The 14,489-nt window shown below is 69.8% G+C and carries 15 protein-coding genes; all 15 read left to right on the forward strand.

Features of this window, described 5'->3' with window-relative positions; genetic code table 11:
- The first annotated feature begins 139 nt into the window (after positions 1 to 139).
- The gene (prfA, locus tag ACFW1I_RS12185; protein ID WP_031006268.1) at positions 140 to 1,216 is read left to right on the forward strand and encodes a peptide chain release factor 1; all 1,077 of its coding nucleotides are present in this window, start codon (positions 140 to 142) and stop codon (positions 1,214 to 1,216) included.
- A gap of 43 nt (positions 1,217 to 1,259) precedes the next feature.
- Positions 1,260 to 2,105: a peptide chain release factor N(5)-glutamine methyltransferase gene (prmC, locus tag ACFW1I_RS12190; protein WP_189847941.1), complete on the forward strand. Its 846-nt coding sequence runs from the start codon at positions 1,260 to 1,262 to the stop codon at positions 2,103 to 2,105.
- A gap of 40 nt (positions 2,106 to 2,145) precedes the next feature.
- On the forward strand, positions 2,146 to 2,793 hold the full coding sequence (locus tag ACFW1I_RS12195) for an L-threonylcarbamoyladenylate synthase (RefSeq protein WP_384669089.1): 648 nt from the start codon (positions 2,146 to 2,148) through the stop codon (positions 2,791 to 2,793).
- A complete protein-coding gene (locus tag ACFW1I_RS12200; RefSeq protein WP_384669090.1) occupies positions 2,790 to 3,437 on the forward strand; it encodes a protein-tyrosine-phosphatase in 648 nt (215 codons plus the stop codon). The genes ACFW1I_RS12195 and ACFW1I_RS12200 overlap by 4 nt, the downstream gene beginning before the upstream one ends.
- Positions 3,438 to 3,539: 102 nt before the next feature.
- The gene (gene glyA, locus ACFW1I_RS12205; RefSeq protein WP_384669091.1) at positions 3,540 to 4,787 is read left to right on the forward strand and encodes a serine hydroxymethyltransferase; all 1,248 of its coding nucleotides are present in this window, start codon (positions 3,540 to 3,542) and stop codon (positions 4,785 to 4,787) included.
- A 108-nt stretch (positions 4,788 to 4,895) separates the two neighbouring features.
- Positions 4,896 to 6,203 (forward strand): MraY family glycosyltransferase, encoded by a 1,308-nt coding sequence (locus tag ACFW1I_RS12210; protein ID WP_384669093.1) that lies wholly within the window; start codon positions 4,896 to 4,898, stop codon positions 6,201 to 6,203.
- Between the two features lie 283 nt (positions 6,204 to 6,486).
- Positions 6,487 to 6,900, forward strand: coding sequence for a hypothetical protein (locus ACFW1I_RS12215; protein ID WP_384669094.1), 414 nt, complete (start codon positions 6,487 to 6,489; stop codon positions 6,898 to 6,900).
- 225 nt (positions 6,901 to 7,125) lie between these two features.
- Complete coding sequence (atpB, locus tag ACFW1I_RS12220) at positions 7,126 to 7,935, forward strand: F0F1 ATP synthase subunit A (RefSeq protein WP_384669095.1); 810 nt, start codon at positions 7,126 to 7,128, stop codon at positions 7,933 to 7,935.
- Between the two features lie 90 nt (positions 7,936 to 8,025).
- Positions 8,026 to 8,256 (forward strand): ATP synthase F0 subunit C, encoded by a 231-nt coding sequence (atpE, locus tag ACFW1I_RS12225; protein WP_006346597.1) that lies wholly within the window; start codon positions 8,026 to 8,028, stop codon positions 8,254 to 8,256.
- Positions 8,257 to 8,300: 44 nt separating this feature from the next.
- Positions 8,301 to 8,846: a F0F1 ATP synthase subunit B gene (locus ACFW1I_RS12230; RefSeq protein ID WP_384669096.1), complete on the forward strand. Its 546-nt coding sequence runs from the start codon at positions 8,301 to 8,303 to the stop codon at positions 8,844 to 8,846.
- A complete protein-coding gene (locus ACFW1I_RS12235; RefSeq protein ID WP_384669097.1) occupies positions 8,843 to 9,658 on the forward strand; it encodes a F0F1 ATP synthase subunit delta in 816 nt (271 codons plus the stop codon). The genes ACFW1I_RS12230 and ACFW1I_RS12235 overlap by 4 nt, the downstream gene beginning before the upstream one ends.
- Positions 9,659 to 9,795: 137 nt before the next feature.
- Positions 9,796 to 11,400, forward strand: coding sequence for a F0F1 ATP synthase subunit alpha (gene atpA / locus ACFW1I_RS12240; protein ID WP_384669098.1), 1,605 nt, complete (start codon positions 9,796 to 9,798; stop codon positions 11,398 to 11,400).
- 20 nt (positions 11,401 to 11,420) lie between these two features.
- On the forward strand, positions 11,421 to 12,338 hold the full coding sequence (locus ACFW1I_RS12245) for a F0F1 ATP synthase subunit gamma (protein WP_319009566.1): 918 nt from the start codon (positions 11,421 to 11,423) through the stop codon (positions 12,336 to 12,338).
- Entirely contained in the window at positions 12,338 to 13,777 is a 1,440-nt protein-coding gene (atpD, locus tag ACFW1I_RS12250; protein ID WP_031006242.1) for a F0F1 ATP synthase subunit beta, read from the forward strand. The genes ACFW1I_RS12245 and atpD overlap by 1 nt, the downstream gene beginning before the upstream one ends.
- A gap of 179 nt (positions 13,778 to 13,956) precedes the next feature.
- On the forward strand, positions 13,957 to 14,331 hold the full coding sequence (locus ACFW1I_RS12255; protein ID WP_031006240.1) for a F0F1 ATP synthase subunit epsilon: 375 nt from the start codon (positions 13,957 to 13,959) through the stop codon (positions 14,329 to 14,331).
- The last annotated feature ends 158 nt before the right edge of the window (positions 14,332 to 14,489 follow it).

Genomic DNA, 14,489 nt, shown 5'->3' on the forward strand with positions numbered 1-14,489 from the left:
CTCCCTCTCAGCCCCCCCCCCACCACCCCAAAATCCCCCACCCCCCCCCCGCCGTGCCCCCCCCCCCCCCCGGGGGCGGCCCCCCGGGCCCCCCCGCTTTGGCGTCCCTGTAGCAACTGACGAAACCAGGAGCCCGAAGATGTTCGAGGCCGTCGAGGAACTGGTCGGCGAGCACGCCGACCTCGAGAAGAAGCTCGCCGACCCGTCGGTCCACGCCGACCAGGCCAACGCGCGCAAGCTGAACAAGCGCTACGCCGAGCTGACCCCGATCGTCGGCACGTACCGCTCCTGGAAGCAGACCGGGGACGACATCGAGACCGCGCGCGAGTTCGCGCACGACGACCCCGACTTCGCCGCCGAGGTCAAGGAGCTGGAGAAGCAGCGCGAGGAGCTCACCGAGAAGCTCCGCCTCCTGCTGATCCCGCGCGACCCCAGCGACGACAAGGACGTCATCCTGGAGATCAAGGCCGGCGCCGGCGGCGACGAGTCCGCCCTCTTCGCCGGAGACCTGCTCCGGATGTACCTCCGCTACGCCGAGCGCGTCGGCTGGAAGACCGAGATCATCGACGCCACCGAGTCCGAGCTCGGCGGCTACAAGGACGTCCAGGTCGCGGTGAAGACCAAGGGCGGCAACGGTGCCACCGAGCCCGGCCAGGGCGTCTGGGCCCGCCTCAAGTACGAGGGCGGCGTCCACCGCGTGCAGCGCGTGCCCGCCACCGAGTCCCAGGGCCGCATCCACACCTCCGCCGCCGGCGTGCTCGTCACGCCCGAGGCCGAGGAGGTCGACGTCGAGATCCACGCCAACGACCTGCGCATCGACGTCTACCGCTCCTCCGGCCCCGGCGGCCAGTCGGTCAACACCACCGACTCCGCGGTCCGCATCACCCACCTGCCGACCGGCATCGTCGCCTCCTGCCAGAACGAGAAGAGCCAGCTCCAGAACAAGGAGCAGGCCATGCGCATCCTGCGCTCCCGGCTCCTCGCCGCCGCCCAGGAGAAGGCCGAGGCCGAGGCCGCCGACGCCCGCCGCAGCCAGGTCCGCACGGTCGACCGCTCCGAGAAGATCCGCACGTACAACTTCCCGGAGAACCGCATCTCCGACCACCGCGTCGGCTTCAAGGCGTACAACCTCGACCAGGTCCTCGACGGCGAGCTCGACGCCGTCATCCAGGCGTGCGTCGACGCCGACTCGGCGGCGAAGCTCGCCGCGACCTGAGCAAGGCCGTTCCCCAGCCCCACCCCGCACCACGGAGGACCGCGTGAACCTGCTGCTCGCCGAGGTGGCCCAGGCCACCCAGCGGCTGGCCGACGCCGGCGTTCCCTCACCGCGTTTCGACGCCGAGGAGCTCGCCGCGTTCGTGCACGGCGTCAAGCGGGGGGAGCTGCACAACGTCAAGGACGCCGACTTCGACGCCCGCTACTGGGAGGCCATCGCCCGCCGCGAGGCGCGCGAACCGCTCCAGCACATCACCGGCCGGGCGTTCTTCCGCTACCTGGAGCTCCAGGTCGGCCCCGGCGTCTTCGTGCCCCGCCCGGAGACCGAGTCCGTGGTCGGCTGGGCCATAGACGCCGTGCGCGCCATGGACGTCGTCGAGCCGCTCATCGTCGACCTCTGCACCGGCTCCGGCGCCATCGCCCTCGCCATGGCCCAGGAGGTGCCGCGCTCCCGCGTCCACGCCGTCGAGCTCTCCGACGACGCGCTCGTCTGGACCCGGAAGAACGCCGAGGGCTCCCGCGTCACCGTCCACCAGGGCGACGCGCTCACCGCGCTCCCGGAGCTGAACGGCCAGGTCGACCTGGTCATCTCCAACCCGCCGTACATCCCGCTCACCGAGTGGGAGTACGTCGCCCCCGAGGCCCGCGACCACGACCCCGAGATGGCCCTCTTCTCCGGCGAGGACGGCCTCGACACCATCCGCGGCATCGAGCGCACCGCGCACCGGCTGCTCCGCCCCGGCGGCCTCGTCGTCATCGAGCACGCCGACACCCAGGGCGGCCAGGTGCCGTGGATCTTCAACGAGGAGGCCGGCTGGGCGGACGCCGCCGACCACCCCGACCTCAACAACCGGCCGCGCTTCGCGACCGCCCGCAAGGCGATGCCATGAGCCGGCACCGCACCACCACGACTGAGGAGGAGCGCGACTGATGGCACGCCGATACGACTGCAACGAGGCGACCGACCGCGCGACCGGCCTGCGCGAAGCCGCGTCGGCCGTGCGCCGCGGCGAGCTCGTCGTGCTCCCCACCGACACCGTGTACGGACTCGGCGCGGACGCCTTCTCCGGCGAGGCCGTCGCGGACCTGCTCACCGCCAAGGGCCGGGGCCGCACCATGCCCACGCCCGTCCTCATCGGCTCCCCGAACACCCTGCACGGCCTGGTCACCGACTTCTCCGAGCAGGCGTGGGAGCTCGTCGACGCCTTCTGGCCCGGCCCGCTCACCCTCGTCGCCCGCCACCAGCCGTCCCTCATGTGGGACCTCGGCGACACCCGCGGCACCGTCGCCATCCGCATGCCGCTGCACCCGGTCGCCATCGAGCTGCTCACCGAGGTCGGCCCGATGGCCGTCTCCTCGGCCAACGTCACCGGGCACCCCGCGCCGGAGGACTGCGACGCGGCCCAGCAGATGCTCGGCGACGCGGTCTCCGTCTACCTCGACGGCGGTCCGACGCCCGGCATCGTCCCCTCCTCCATCGTCGACGTCACGGGCAAGGTCCCGGTGCTGCTGCGCGAGGGCGCGCTGTCACCGGAGGAGCTCCGCAAGGTCGTACCCGACCTCGAGGTGGCCAGTTGACCGCCCCTGAGGGGCGTGGCATAGCGGGGTACGAGCAGCACGTCGGCACCTTCCGCATCCTCCACGTCAGCACCGGCAACGTCTGCCGCTCGCCCATCACCGAGCGGCTGACCCGCCACGCCCTGCTCCAGCGGCTCGGCGACGGGCTCGGCCGGGGCCTCATCGTGGAGAGCGCCGGCACCTGGGGCCACGAGGGCGCCCCCATGGAGACCAACGCGGAGCTGGTCCTCGCCGACTTCGGCGCCGACCACAGCGGCTTCGTCGGGCGCGAACTCCTCGACGAGCACGTCATCCGCGCCGACCTCGTCCTCACCGCGACCCGCGACCACCGCGCGCAGGTCATCTCGATGGGCCACTCGGCCGGCCTGCGCACCTTCACCCTGAAGGAGTTCACCCGGCTGGTCCGCGCCATCGACCCCGCCACCCTCCCGGACCCGCGCGACGGCGTGGTCGAACGCGCACGCGCCCTGGTCCGCGCGGCCGCCGCTCTACGCGGGTGGCTCCTGGCCCCGTCCGCCGAAGCGGACGAGGTCAACGACCCCTACGGCGCCCCCATCACCGTCTTCCGCTCCATCGGCGACGAGATCCAGGAGGCCCTGGACCCCGTCGTCACCGCCCTGACGGGCGTCCCGACCCGGCGCTGACGTCGGCGCGGTGAGGCGCGCGTCGGTGGGACCGGTTCCGGGGGCGGGCGGGGGAGGCCGCGCCTACATTGGTGCTACGTCCCTCCAGGCACGGAGTCAGCCATGTCCGTCAGCGCGCCATCAGAAGAGGTCCTCGACGTCCTGCGGCGGCAGGACCCGGAGATCGCCGACGTGCTGCTCGGGGAGGCGCGGCGGCAGGCCGAGACGCTGCAGCTGATCGCGGCGGAGAACTTCACCTCGCCGGCGGTGCTCGCGACGCTGGGGTCGGCGCTCGCGAACAAGTACGCCGAGGGGTATCCCGGCGCCCGGCACCACGGCGGCTGCGAGTATGCCGACGCCGCCGAGCGGATCGCCGTGGAACGGGCCACCGCGCTCTTCGGAGCGGATCACGCGAACCTCCAGTCCCACTCCGGCTCCTCGGCCGTCCTGGCGGCGTACGCGGCCCTTCTCAGGCCCGGTGACACGGTCCTCGCCATGGGCCTGGACCAGGGCGGGCACCTCACCCACGGTTCGCCGGCGAACTTCTCCGGCCGCTGGTTCGACTTCGTCCCGTACGGCGTCGACCCCGAGACCGGGCTCATCGACTACGAGCAGCTCGCCGCGCTCGCCCGCCACCACCGGCCGAAGGCGATCGTCTGCGGCTCGATCTCGTACCCCCGCCACCCCGACTACGCGCTCTTCCGGGCCGTCGCCGACGAGGTCGGCGCCTATCTGATCGCCGACGCCGCCCACCCCATCGGGCTGGTCGCCGGGGGAGCGGCGCCGAACCCGGTCCCGTACGCCGACGTCGTCTGCGCCACCACTCACAAGGTGCTGCGCGGCCCGCGCGGCGGGATGCTGCTGTGCACGGCGGAGCTGGCCGAGCGGGTGGACCGGGCGGTCTTCCCGTTCACCCAGGGCGGCGCCCAGATGCACACCATCGCTGCGAAGGCGGTGGCCCTGGGGGAGGCGTCCACTCCGGCGTTCACCGCGTACGCCCATCGGGTGGTCGACCACGCGCGCGTGCTGGCGGCCGCGCTCTCCGCCGAGGGCTTCGCGCTGACCACCGGCGGCACCGACACCCACCTCATCACCGCCGACCCCTCCCCGCTCGGCGTCGACGGCCGCACCGCCCGGGCCCGGCTCTCCGCGGCCGGCGTGGTCCTGGACACCTGCGCCCTTCCGTACGGCGACGGGCGCGGGATCCGGCTCGGCACCGCCGCGGTCACCACCCAGGGGATGGGCGCCCCGGAGATGGCCAGGATCGCCGCCCTGTTCACCGCGGCGCTGCGCGATGAACCGGAGGAGACGGCTCGGGTACGGGCCGAGGTACGGGAGCTGACCAGGAGTTTTCCCCCGTATGGACGGTGAGCCGGGGACGGCCGCAACCGTTCCGCGGCCCCCGATGTCTCCAACCACATGGACGGCACGGCTAGGGTGTGGGGCTGAGATGGCCAGCGATTCCTGTGGGGACAGCCCGTGCGTGATTACCTGCTGACGCTCTGTGTCACGGCCGCGGTGACCTATCTGCTGACCGGTCCGGTGCGGAAGTTCGCCATCGCGACCGGCGCGATGCCGGAGATCCGCGCGCGTGACGTACACCGAGAACCGACTCCGCGGCTCGGTGGCATCGCCATGTTCTTCGGGCTCTGCGCGGGCCTGCTCGTCGCGGACCACCTCCAGAACCTCAACAGCGTCTTCGACCAGTCGAACGAGCCGCGGGCGCTGCTCTCCGGCGCCGCGCTGATCTGGCTGATCGGTGTCCTGGACGACAAGTTCGAGCTGGACGCGCTGATCAAGCTGGGCGCCCAGATGATCTCGGCCGGCGTCATGGTGGCGCAGGGCCTGACGATCCTGTGGCTGCCGATCCCCGGCGTCGGGACGGTCGCGCTGACCCAGTGGCAGGGCACGCTCCTGACGGTCGCCCTGGTGGTCCTCACGATCAACGCGGTGAACTTCGTGGACGGCCTCGACGGCCTCGCCGCCGGCATGGTCTGCATCGCCACCGGCGCCTTCTTCCTGTACGCGTACCGGCTCTGGTACGGCTACACGATCGAGGCGGCGGCCCCCGCGACCCTCTTCGCCGCGATCCTCATGGGCATGTGCCTGGGCTTCCTGCCGCACAACATGCACCCGGCGCGGATCTTCATGGGCGACTCCGGCTCGATGCTGATCGGCCTGATCCTGGCGGCGTCCGCCATCTCGATCACCGGCCAGGTGGACCCCGACACCCTGAAGATCTTCGAGGGCTCGACCCGGGAGGCGACCCACGCGGCCCTGCCGGTCTTCATCCCGCTGATCCTGCCGCTGACCATCATCGCGATCCCGATGACCGACCTGGTCCTGGCGATCGTGCGGCGCACCTGGAAGGGTCAGTCGCCCTTCGCCGCCGACCGCGGCCACCTGCACCACCGGCTCCTGGAGATCGGCCACTCGCACAGCCGGGCGGTGCTGATCATGTACTTCTGGTCGGCGCTGATCGCCTTCGGCACGCTCGCGTACTCGGTGCACTCGACGTCGATGTGGATCGTGCTGGTCATCACCGTGCTGAGCGCCATCGGTCTGGTGCTGCTCCTGCTGCCGCGCTTCTCGCCGCGGGCGCCCCGCTGGGCGGAGGCCGTCGTCCCGCCGCGGTACCGGCGCCGCAAGCCGGCCCCCGAGCCGGAGCCGGAGCACGAGGCGGCGGCGGACGAGCGGGTTCCGGTGCCGGCCGGGCTGCACGGCTCGACGGCCATCGGTCACCGCTCGCGCTTCTCCGACCGGCGGAAGGCCGGAACGCCGAGTTGACGCGGCGTCAAGGACGCTGGACCGAAAGCCGCAGTGGCGCCCAATACCAGACAAGCCACCTCGCTGTCGCGCACAACCGCGCGATGTAGCCCTCATGTGTGACAGTTGGCACACCCATGAGTAAAGACCTATTCAAATAGTTTGTGATACGGTTCACGAGACCCGGCGACAGTGCCGAAAGACCGTAGTGCGACGGTCTGTTGGCCCCGAGACCCACCTCGGACCGGGCATACGCTCGTCCCTGACGACACCATCGCCCCCTCCAGCAAGCGGAGACACCGCCATGCCTTCCACCGACGCACGCCTTCTTCTCTCGGCCGTCGTACCCACTGCCGCCGTCGGCGCCATCGCCACGGTCGTCAGCGGGATCGTCGCCGGCGGGAAGGGGGCGATCGGCGCCGTGCTCGGCACCCTGGTCGTGCTCCTCTTCATGGGCATCGGGATGCTGGTGCTCCAGCGGACGGCAAAGAAACTTCCGCAGCTGTTCCAGGCCATGGGGCTCTTGCTCTACACGACCCAGCTGCTGGTTCTCTTCGTCTTCCTGGCCTTGCTGAAGGGCACCACGGTGTTCGACTTCAAGGCCTTCGCCTTCACGCTGCTCGCGGCGACCGTGGTGTGGGTCGCGGCCCAGGCCCGTGCCTACATGAAGGCCAAGATCGCGTACGTCGAGCCCGAGAAAACGGGTTCGAAGCCGTGAGGGGTAGGGCCGGTATAAAGACGCGTTCTGCTTCCTGCTATCGTCCGGTGCCAACTGCGGCACTGCGGGCGCGGGCATCCGAAGAGGCGCCTGTCCCAGCGCGAGGCTCGATGCCGAACCGCCGCCCCCTTATCCGTAAGACCAGTCCAGTGCCGACCCGCGGCTGCGCGCCGCGCCGACACAACGAGGTTGCCGTACCTATGCGCCACGCTGAAGGAGCCCGCGGTGAGTGCTGACCAGACGCTTGCCTTCGACCCGGATTGCCACATCTTCACCGGATGTGGCTTCCCGGCTCCGGGCCTGCACACGTTCATCTACGAGCCGATCGCGACGTGGGGCAGCTTCGAGCTGACCAAGCCCATGCTGCTCGCGGTCCTGAGCTCGGTCGTGGTGGTCGGTTTCTTCTGGGCGGCCTTCCGCAAGCCGAAGCTGGTCCCCGGCAAGATGCAGATGGTCGGCGAGGCCGGTTACGACTTCGTGCGCCGCGGCATCGTCTACGAGATCATCGGCAAGAAGGACGGCGAGAAGTACGTCCCCTTCATGGTCTCGATGTTCTTCCTCGTCTGGATGATGAACCTCTGGTCGATCATCCCGCTCGCCCAGTTCCCGGTCACCTCGCTGATCGCCTTCCCGGCGGCCCTCGCGCTGATCGTGTACGTCGTCTGGGTCTCGCTGACCTTCAAGAAGCACGGCTTCGTCGGCGCCTGGAAGAACATCACCGGTTACGACAAGTCGCTCGGCGCGATCCTCCCGCTGGTCGTCGTCCTCGAGTTCTTCTCGAACCTGATCATCCGCCCCTTCACGCACGCGGTCCGACTGTTCGCGAACATGTTCGCCGGTCACCTGCTCATCGTGATGTTCTCGCTGGCCTCCTGGTACCTGCTCAACGGCATCGGCGTCGTCTACGCCGCCACGTCCTTCGTGATGGTCATCGTGATGACCGCCTTCGAGCTCTTCATCCAGGCCGTCCAGGCGTACGTCTTCGTCCTCCTGGCCTGCAGCTACATCCAGGGCGCGCTCTCCGAGCACCACTGAGCCCCCTGCCACGGACCAGCTCCACCACCCACCCCGCAGTCTCCGGTGGCCAACCCCCACCGGGTCCTTGAAAGAGAAGGAAGAACCGGCATGTCCGCTCTCCAGACCCTTGCTGCTGTCGAAGGCAACGTCGCCGCCATCGGTTACGGCCTCGCCGCGATCGGCCCCGGCGTCGGCGTCGGCATCATCTTCGGTAACGGCACCCAGGCCCTCGCCCGCCAGCCCGAGGCGGCCGGCCTGATCCGCACCAACCAGATCATGGGTTTCGCCTTCTGTGAGGCGCTCGCCCTCATCGGCATCGTCATGGGCTTCGTCTACTAAGCCTGCTTCTCGACGACAGCCACATTTTCACGGAAGGCACTGATGTGAACGCTCTGCTTCTTGCGGCCGAGGGGGAGCCCCAGCCCCCCCTCATCCCGCATCTTGACGAGCTCGTCATCGGCCTGATCGCCTTCGTCATCGTCTTCGGCTTCCTCGCCAAGAAGCTCCTCCCGAACATCAACAAGGTTCTGGTCGAGCGCCGCGAGGCCATCGAGGGTGGCATCGAGAAGGCCGAGTCGGCCCAGATCGAGGCTCAGAGTGTGCTGGAGCAGTACAAGGCACAGCTTGCCGAGGCCCGCCACGAGGCCGCGCGTCTCCGCCAGGAGGCGACGGAGCAGGGCACCGCGATCATCCAGGAGATGAAGGCGGAGGGCCAGCGCCAGCGCGAGGAGATCATCGCCGCCGGTCACACGCAGATCGAGGCCGACCGCAAGGCCGCGGCCGCCTCGCTGCGCCAGGACGTCGGCAAGCTCGCCACCGACCTGGCCGGCAAGCTGGTCGGCGAGTCCCTCGAGGACGCCGCCCGCCAGAGCCGCACGATCGACCGCTTCCTCGACGAGCTCGAGGAGAAGGCTGAGGCCGTCCGATGAACGGAGCGAGCCGTGAGGCACTGGCCGCCGCCCGCGAGTCCCTCGACGCGCTGACCGACAACACCTCGGTCGACGCGGCGAAGCTGGCGGACGAGCTGGCCGCAGTCACCGTCCTGCTCGACCGCGAGGTGTCGCTGCGCCGGGTCCTGACCGACCCCGCGCAGTCGGGTGAGGCCAAGGCCGAGCTCGCGCAGCGACTCCTGAACGGTCAGGTGGGCGGGGAGACCGTCGATCTGGTCTCCGGCATGGTCCGGTCCCGCTGGTCGCGCTCGCGCGACCTGGTCGACTCGGTCGAGGAGCTGGCGAACACCGCCGACCTCACCGCGGCCCAGAAGGCGGGAACGCTCGACGACGTCGAGGACGAGCTGTTCCGGTTCGGCCGGATCGTGTCCTCCAGCACCGAGCTCCGCTCGGCGCTGACGGACAAGACCGCCAAGACCGCCGCCAAGGGCGAGCTGCTCCGCAGCCTGCTCGGCGGGAAGGCCCACACGACCACCGAGCGTCTGGTCGTCCGTCTGGTGACCCAGCCCCGGGGACGTAGCCTGGAAGCGGGACTCGAGTCCCTGTCCAAGCTCGCCGCGGCGCGCCGGGACCGGATGGTCGCCGTCGTCACCTCGGCGGTCCCGCTGACCGATCAGCAGAAGCAGCGCCTCGGAGGCGTCCTCGCGAAGCTGTACGGCCGCGAGATGCACCTGAACCTGGACGTGGACCCCGCGGTCCTCGGCGGGATCTCGGTGCGAGTCGGTGACGAGGTCATCGACGGCACGGTCTCCGAGCGCCTCGGCGAGGCGAAGCGGCGGCTGGCCGGCTGACGGCAGCAGCCGCCGGCAACACAACACGCATCACAGCGGCCCGGTTGGGCCGTGCAGAGATTGCAGAAGATTCCTGGGGGTCGGCCCCCAGACCCCTTAAGAAACTTCGGGCCCAACAAGGAGAGCAGGGAACCCAGATGGCGGAGCTCACGATCCGGCCGGAGGAGATCCGGGACGCACTGGAGACCTTCGTCCAGTCGTACCAGCCGGACGCGGCCTCGCGCGAGGAGGTCGGCACGGTCAGCCTGGCCGGCGACGGCATCGCGAAGGTCGAGGGTCTTCCCTCGGCCATGGCGAACGAGCTGCTGAAGTTCGAGGACGGCACCCTCGGCCTCGCGCTGAACCTCGAAGAGCGCGAGATCGGCGCGATCGTCCTCGGCGAGTTCAGCGGCATCGAGGAGGGGCAGTCGGTGCAGCGCACCGGCGAGGTCCTCTCCGTCGGCGTCGGTGAGGGATACCTGGGTCGCGTCGTCGACCCGCTCGGCAACCCGATCGACGGTCTCGGCGAGATCGCGACCGAGGGCCGCCGCGCCCTCGAGCTGCAGGCCCCGGGCGTCATGGCCCGTAAGTCGGTCCACGAGCCCATGGAGACCGGCTACAAGGCCGTCGACGCCATGACTCCGGTCGGCCGCGGCCAGCGTCAGCTGATCATCGGCGACCGCCAGACGGGCAAGACCGCCCTGGCCGTCGACACGATCATCAACCAGCGCGACAACTGGCGCTCGGGCGACGTGAACAAGCAGGTCCGCTGCATCTACGTCGCCATCGGCCAGAAGGGCTCCACCATCGCGTCCGTGCGCGGCGCCCTGGAGGAGGCCGGCGCGCTCGAGTACACGACGATCGTCGCCGCCCCGGCGTCCGACCCGGCCGGCTTCAAGTACCTCGCCCCGTACACCGGCTCGGCCATCGGTCAGCACTGGATGTACGAGGGCAAGCACGTCCTCATCGTCTTCGACGACCTGTCGAAGCAGGCCGACGCCTACCGCGCCGTGTCGCTGCTGCTGCGCCGCCCGCCGGGCCGTGAGGCGTACCCGGGTGACGTCTTCTACCTGCACTCCCGCCTCCTGGAGCGTTGCGCCAAGCTCTCGGACGACCTGGGTGCCGGCTCGATGACCGGTCTGCCGATCGTCGAGACCAAGGCCAACGACGTCTCGGCGTTCATCCCGACCAACGTCATCTCCATCACCGACGGCCAGTGCTTCCTGGAGTCCGACCTGTTCAACGCCGGCCAGCGCCCGGCCCTGAACGTCGGTATCTCGGTCTCCCGTGTCGGTGGCTCCGCCCAGCACCCGGCCATGAAGCAGATCGCCGGTCGCCTCCGCGTGGACCTCGCCCAGTTCCGTGAGCTGGAGGCGTTCGCCGCCTTCGGTTCCGACCTGGACGCGGCCTCGAAGGCGCAGCTGGAGCGCGGTCAGCGGATGGTCGAGCTGCTCAAGCAGGCTCAGTACCAGCCGATGCCGACCGAGAACCAGGTCGTCTCCGTCTGGGCCGGCACCACCGGCAAGATGGACGACGTCCCGGTCGCCGACATCCGCCGCTTCGAGGCCGAGCTCCTGGCGTACCTCCGCCAGAACCACTCCGGTCTCATGACCTCCATCCGTGAGGGCAAGAAGATGTCGGACGACACCCTGACGGCCGTGGCCGACGCCATCGCGGAGTTCAAGAAGCAGTTCGAGACCTCTGACGGCAAGCTGCTCGGCGAGGACGCTGCCGCTCCCGCCGCCGTCAACGTCTCGAAGTGACGACGGAAGGGACCTGACTCATGGGAGCGCAGCTCCGGGTCTACAAGCGTCGCATCAAATCCGTCACCGCGACGAAGAAGATCACCAAGGCGATGGAGATGATCGCCGCCTCGCGCGTGGTCAAGGCTCAGCGCAAGGTGCAGTCCTCGACCCCGTACGCCACCGAGCTCACCCGCGCGGTGACCGCGGTGGCCACGGGTGCCAACGACAAGCACCCGCTGACCACCGAGGCCGAGAACCCGACCCGCGCCGCGGTTCTGCTCCTGTCGAGCGACCGCGGCCTGGCCGGCGCCTTCAACTCCAACGCCATCAAGGCGGCGGAGCAGCTCATCAAGCGGCTGGAGGGCGAGGGCAAGGCGGTCGACATCTACGTCGTCGGCCGTCGTGGCATCGCGCACTTCAACTTCCGTGAGCGCAAGCTGGCCGACACGTGGGCGGGCTTCACGGACGAGCCGACGTACGCGGACGCCAAGCGGATCGGCGAGCCGCTGATCGAGGCGATCGAGAAGGCGACGGCCGAGGGTGGTGTGGACGAGCTCCACATCGTCTACACCGAGTTCGTCTCGATGATGACGCAGACGGCGGTCGAGGCCCGGCTGCTGCCCCTCAGCCTCGACGAGGTGGCGAAGGAGGCCGGCGAGACGGACACGCTCCGTCCGCTGTACGACTTCGAGCCGTCGGCGGAGGACGTCCTGGACGCCCTCCTGCCGCGCTACGTCGAGAGCCGCATCTACAACGCGCTGCTCCAGTCGTCGGCGTCGAAGCACGCCGCGACGCGGCGCGCGATGAAGTCGGCGACCGACAACGCGGGCGAGCTGATCACCAGCCTGACCCGACTTGCCAACGCGGCCCGACAGGCCGAAATCACCCAGGAAATCAGCGAGATCGTCGGTGGCTCCGCAGCCCTGGCCGACGCGACCGCGGGGAGTGACAAGTAATGACGACCTCTGTTGAGACCGCCGCTGCCACGGGCCGCGTCGCCCGGGTCATCGGCCCGGTCGTCGACGTGGAGTTCCCCGTCGACGCGATGCCGGAGATCTACAACGCGCTGAACGTCGAGGTTCCGGACTCGGCCGGCGAGGGCACCAAGACGCTGACCCTCGAGGTCGCGCAGCACCTCGGTGACGGCATGGTCCGCACCATCTCGATGCAGCCCACCGACGGTCTGGTCCGCCAGGCCCCCGTGGTCGACACCGGCGACGGCATCACGGTGCCCGTCGGCGACGTCACCAAGGGCCGCGTGTTCAACACGCTCGGTCAGATCCTGAACGAGCCCGAGGCCGAGTCCGAGGTCGGCGAGCGCTGGTCCATCCACCGCAAGGCCCCGGCGTTCGACCAGCTCGAGTCGAAGACCGAGATGTTCGAGACCGGCCTGAAGGTCGTCGACCTTCTCACCCCGTACGTCAAGGGTGGAAAGATCGGTCTGTTCGGTGGCGCCGGCGTCGGCAAGACCGTTCTGATCCAGGAAATGATCATGCGTGTGGCGAAGCTGCACGAGGGTGTTTCCGTGTTCGCCGGTGTCGGTGAGCGTACGCGTGAGGGCAACGACCTCATCGCGGAGATGGAGGACTCGGGCGTCCTCGACAAGACCGCCCTCGTCTTCGGCCAGATGGACGAGCCCCCGGGCACCCGTCTCCGTGTGGCCCTCGCCGGTCTGACCATGGCGGAGTACTTCCGCGATGTGCAGAAGCAGGACGTGCTGTTCTTCATCGACAACATCTTCCGCTTCACCCAGGCCGGTTCCGAGGTGTCGACCCTGCTCGGCCGCATGCCCTCCGCGGTGGGCTACCAGCCGAACCTGGCCGACGAGATGGGTCTCCTCCAGGAGCGCATCACCTCGACCCGTGGTCACTCGATCACCTCGATGCAGGCGATCTACGTCCCCGCCGACGACCTCACCGACCCGGCGCCGGCGACCACCTTCGCCCACCTCGACGCGACGACGGTTCTCTCCCGTCCGATCTCCGAGAAGGGCATCTACCCGGCCGTGGACCCGCTGGACTCCACGTCCCGGATCCTGGACCCGCGCTACATCGCGCAGGACCACTACGACGCCGCCATGCGCGTCAAGGGCATCCTGCAGAAGTACAAGGACCTCCAGGACATCATCGCGATCCTCGGTATCGACGAGCTCAGCGAGGAGGACAAGCTCGTCGTGCACCGTGCGCGTCGTGTCGAGCGCTTCCTGTCGCAGAACACCCACGCCGCCAAGCAGTTCACCGGTGTGGACGGTTCGGACGTCCCGCTCGACGAGTCGATCGCCGCGTTCAACGCGATCTGCGACGGCGAGTTCGACCACTTCCCGGAGCAGGCCTTCTTCATGTGTGGTGGTCTCGAGGACCTCAAGAAGAACGCCAAGGAGCTCGGCGTCTCCTGAGCCCCGTGCTCACCCGGAGGGGGCGGGAGCAGTTCCCGCCTCCTCCACACGCCCCCTAGCTGCATCCCCCGGGATTCACCCCCCGGGGGCGGGCTCCGGCACTTCGGTGCCGGGCGCCCTACTAGACTTTGACCCAACACCCGGCCGGCCCGCCGGGTGGTGAACCGAGGAGCCCACCCTTGGCTGCTGAGCTGCATGTCGAGCTGGTCGCCGCGGACCGGAGTGTCTGGTCCGGCGAGGCCACCCTGGTCATCGCGCGTACCACCTCCGGCGACATCGGCGTCATGCCCGGTCACCAGCCGCTGCTCGGTGTGCTGGAGTCGGGCCCGGTGACCATCCGCACGAGCGAGGGCGCCACCGTCGTGGCCGCCGTCCACGGCGGTTTCATCTCCTTCGCGGACGACAAGCTGTCGCTGCTGGCGGAGATCGCCGAGCTGGCGGACGAGATCGACGCCCAGCGCGCCGAGCGCGCGCTGGAGCGTGCCAAGTCGGACGAGGACGCCGCCGCCGAGCGGCGCGCCGAGGTCCGGCTGCGCGCGGTAGCGGTCCGCTAGCGGACCCGCGACCGAAGAGTAGTGCCCTCAGCCGCGGGGGGGGGGGGGTGGGGGAGGGCCGGGCGCCCGGGGGGGGGGTGGGGGGTGGGGTGTTTTTTTGGTGTGGGGGGGGGGGGGGGGCGCGGGGCGGCGCGGGGGGGGGGGTGTATTTTTTATGA

It is taken from the genome of Streptomyces sp. NPDC058955 (assembly GCF_042741435.1).
Taxonomy (GTDB): domain Bacteria; phylum Actinomycetota; class Actinomycetes; order Streptomycetales; family Streptomycetaceae; genus Streptomyces.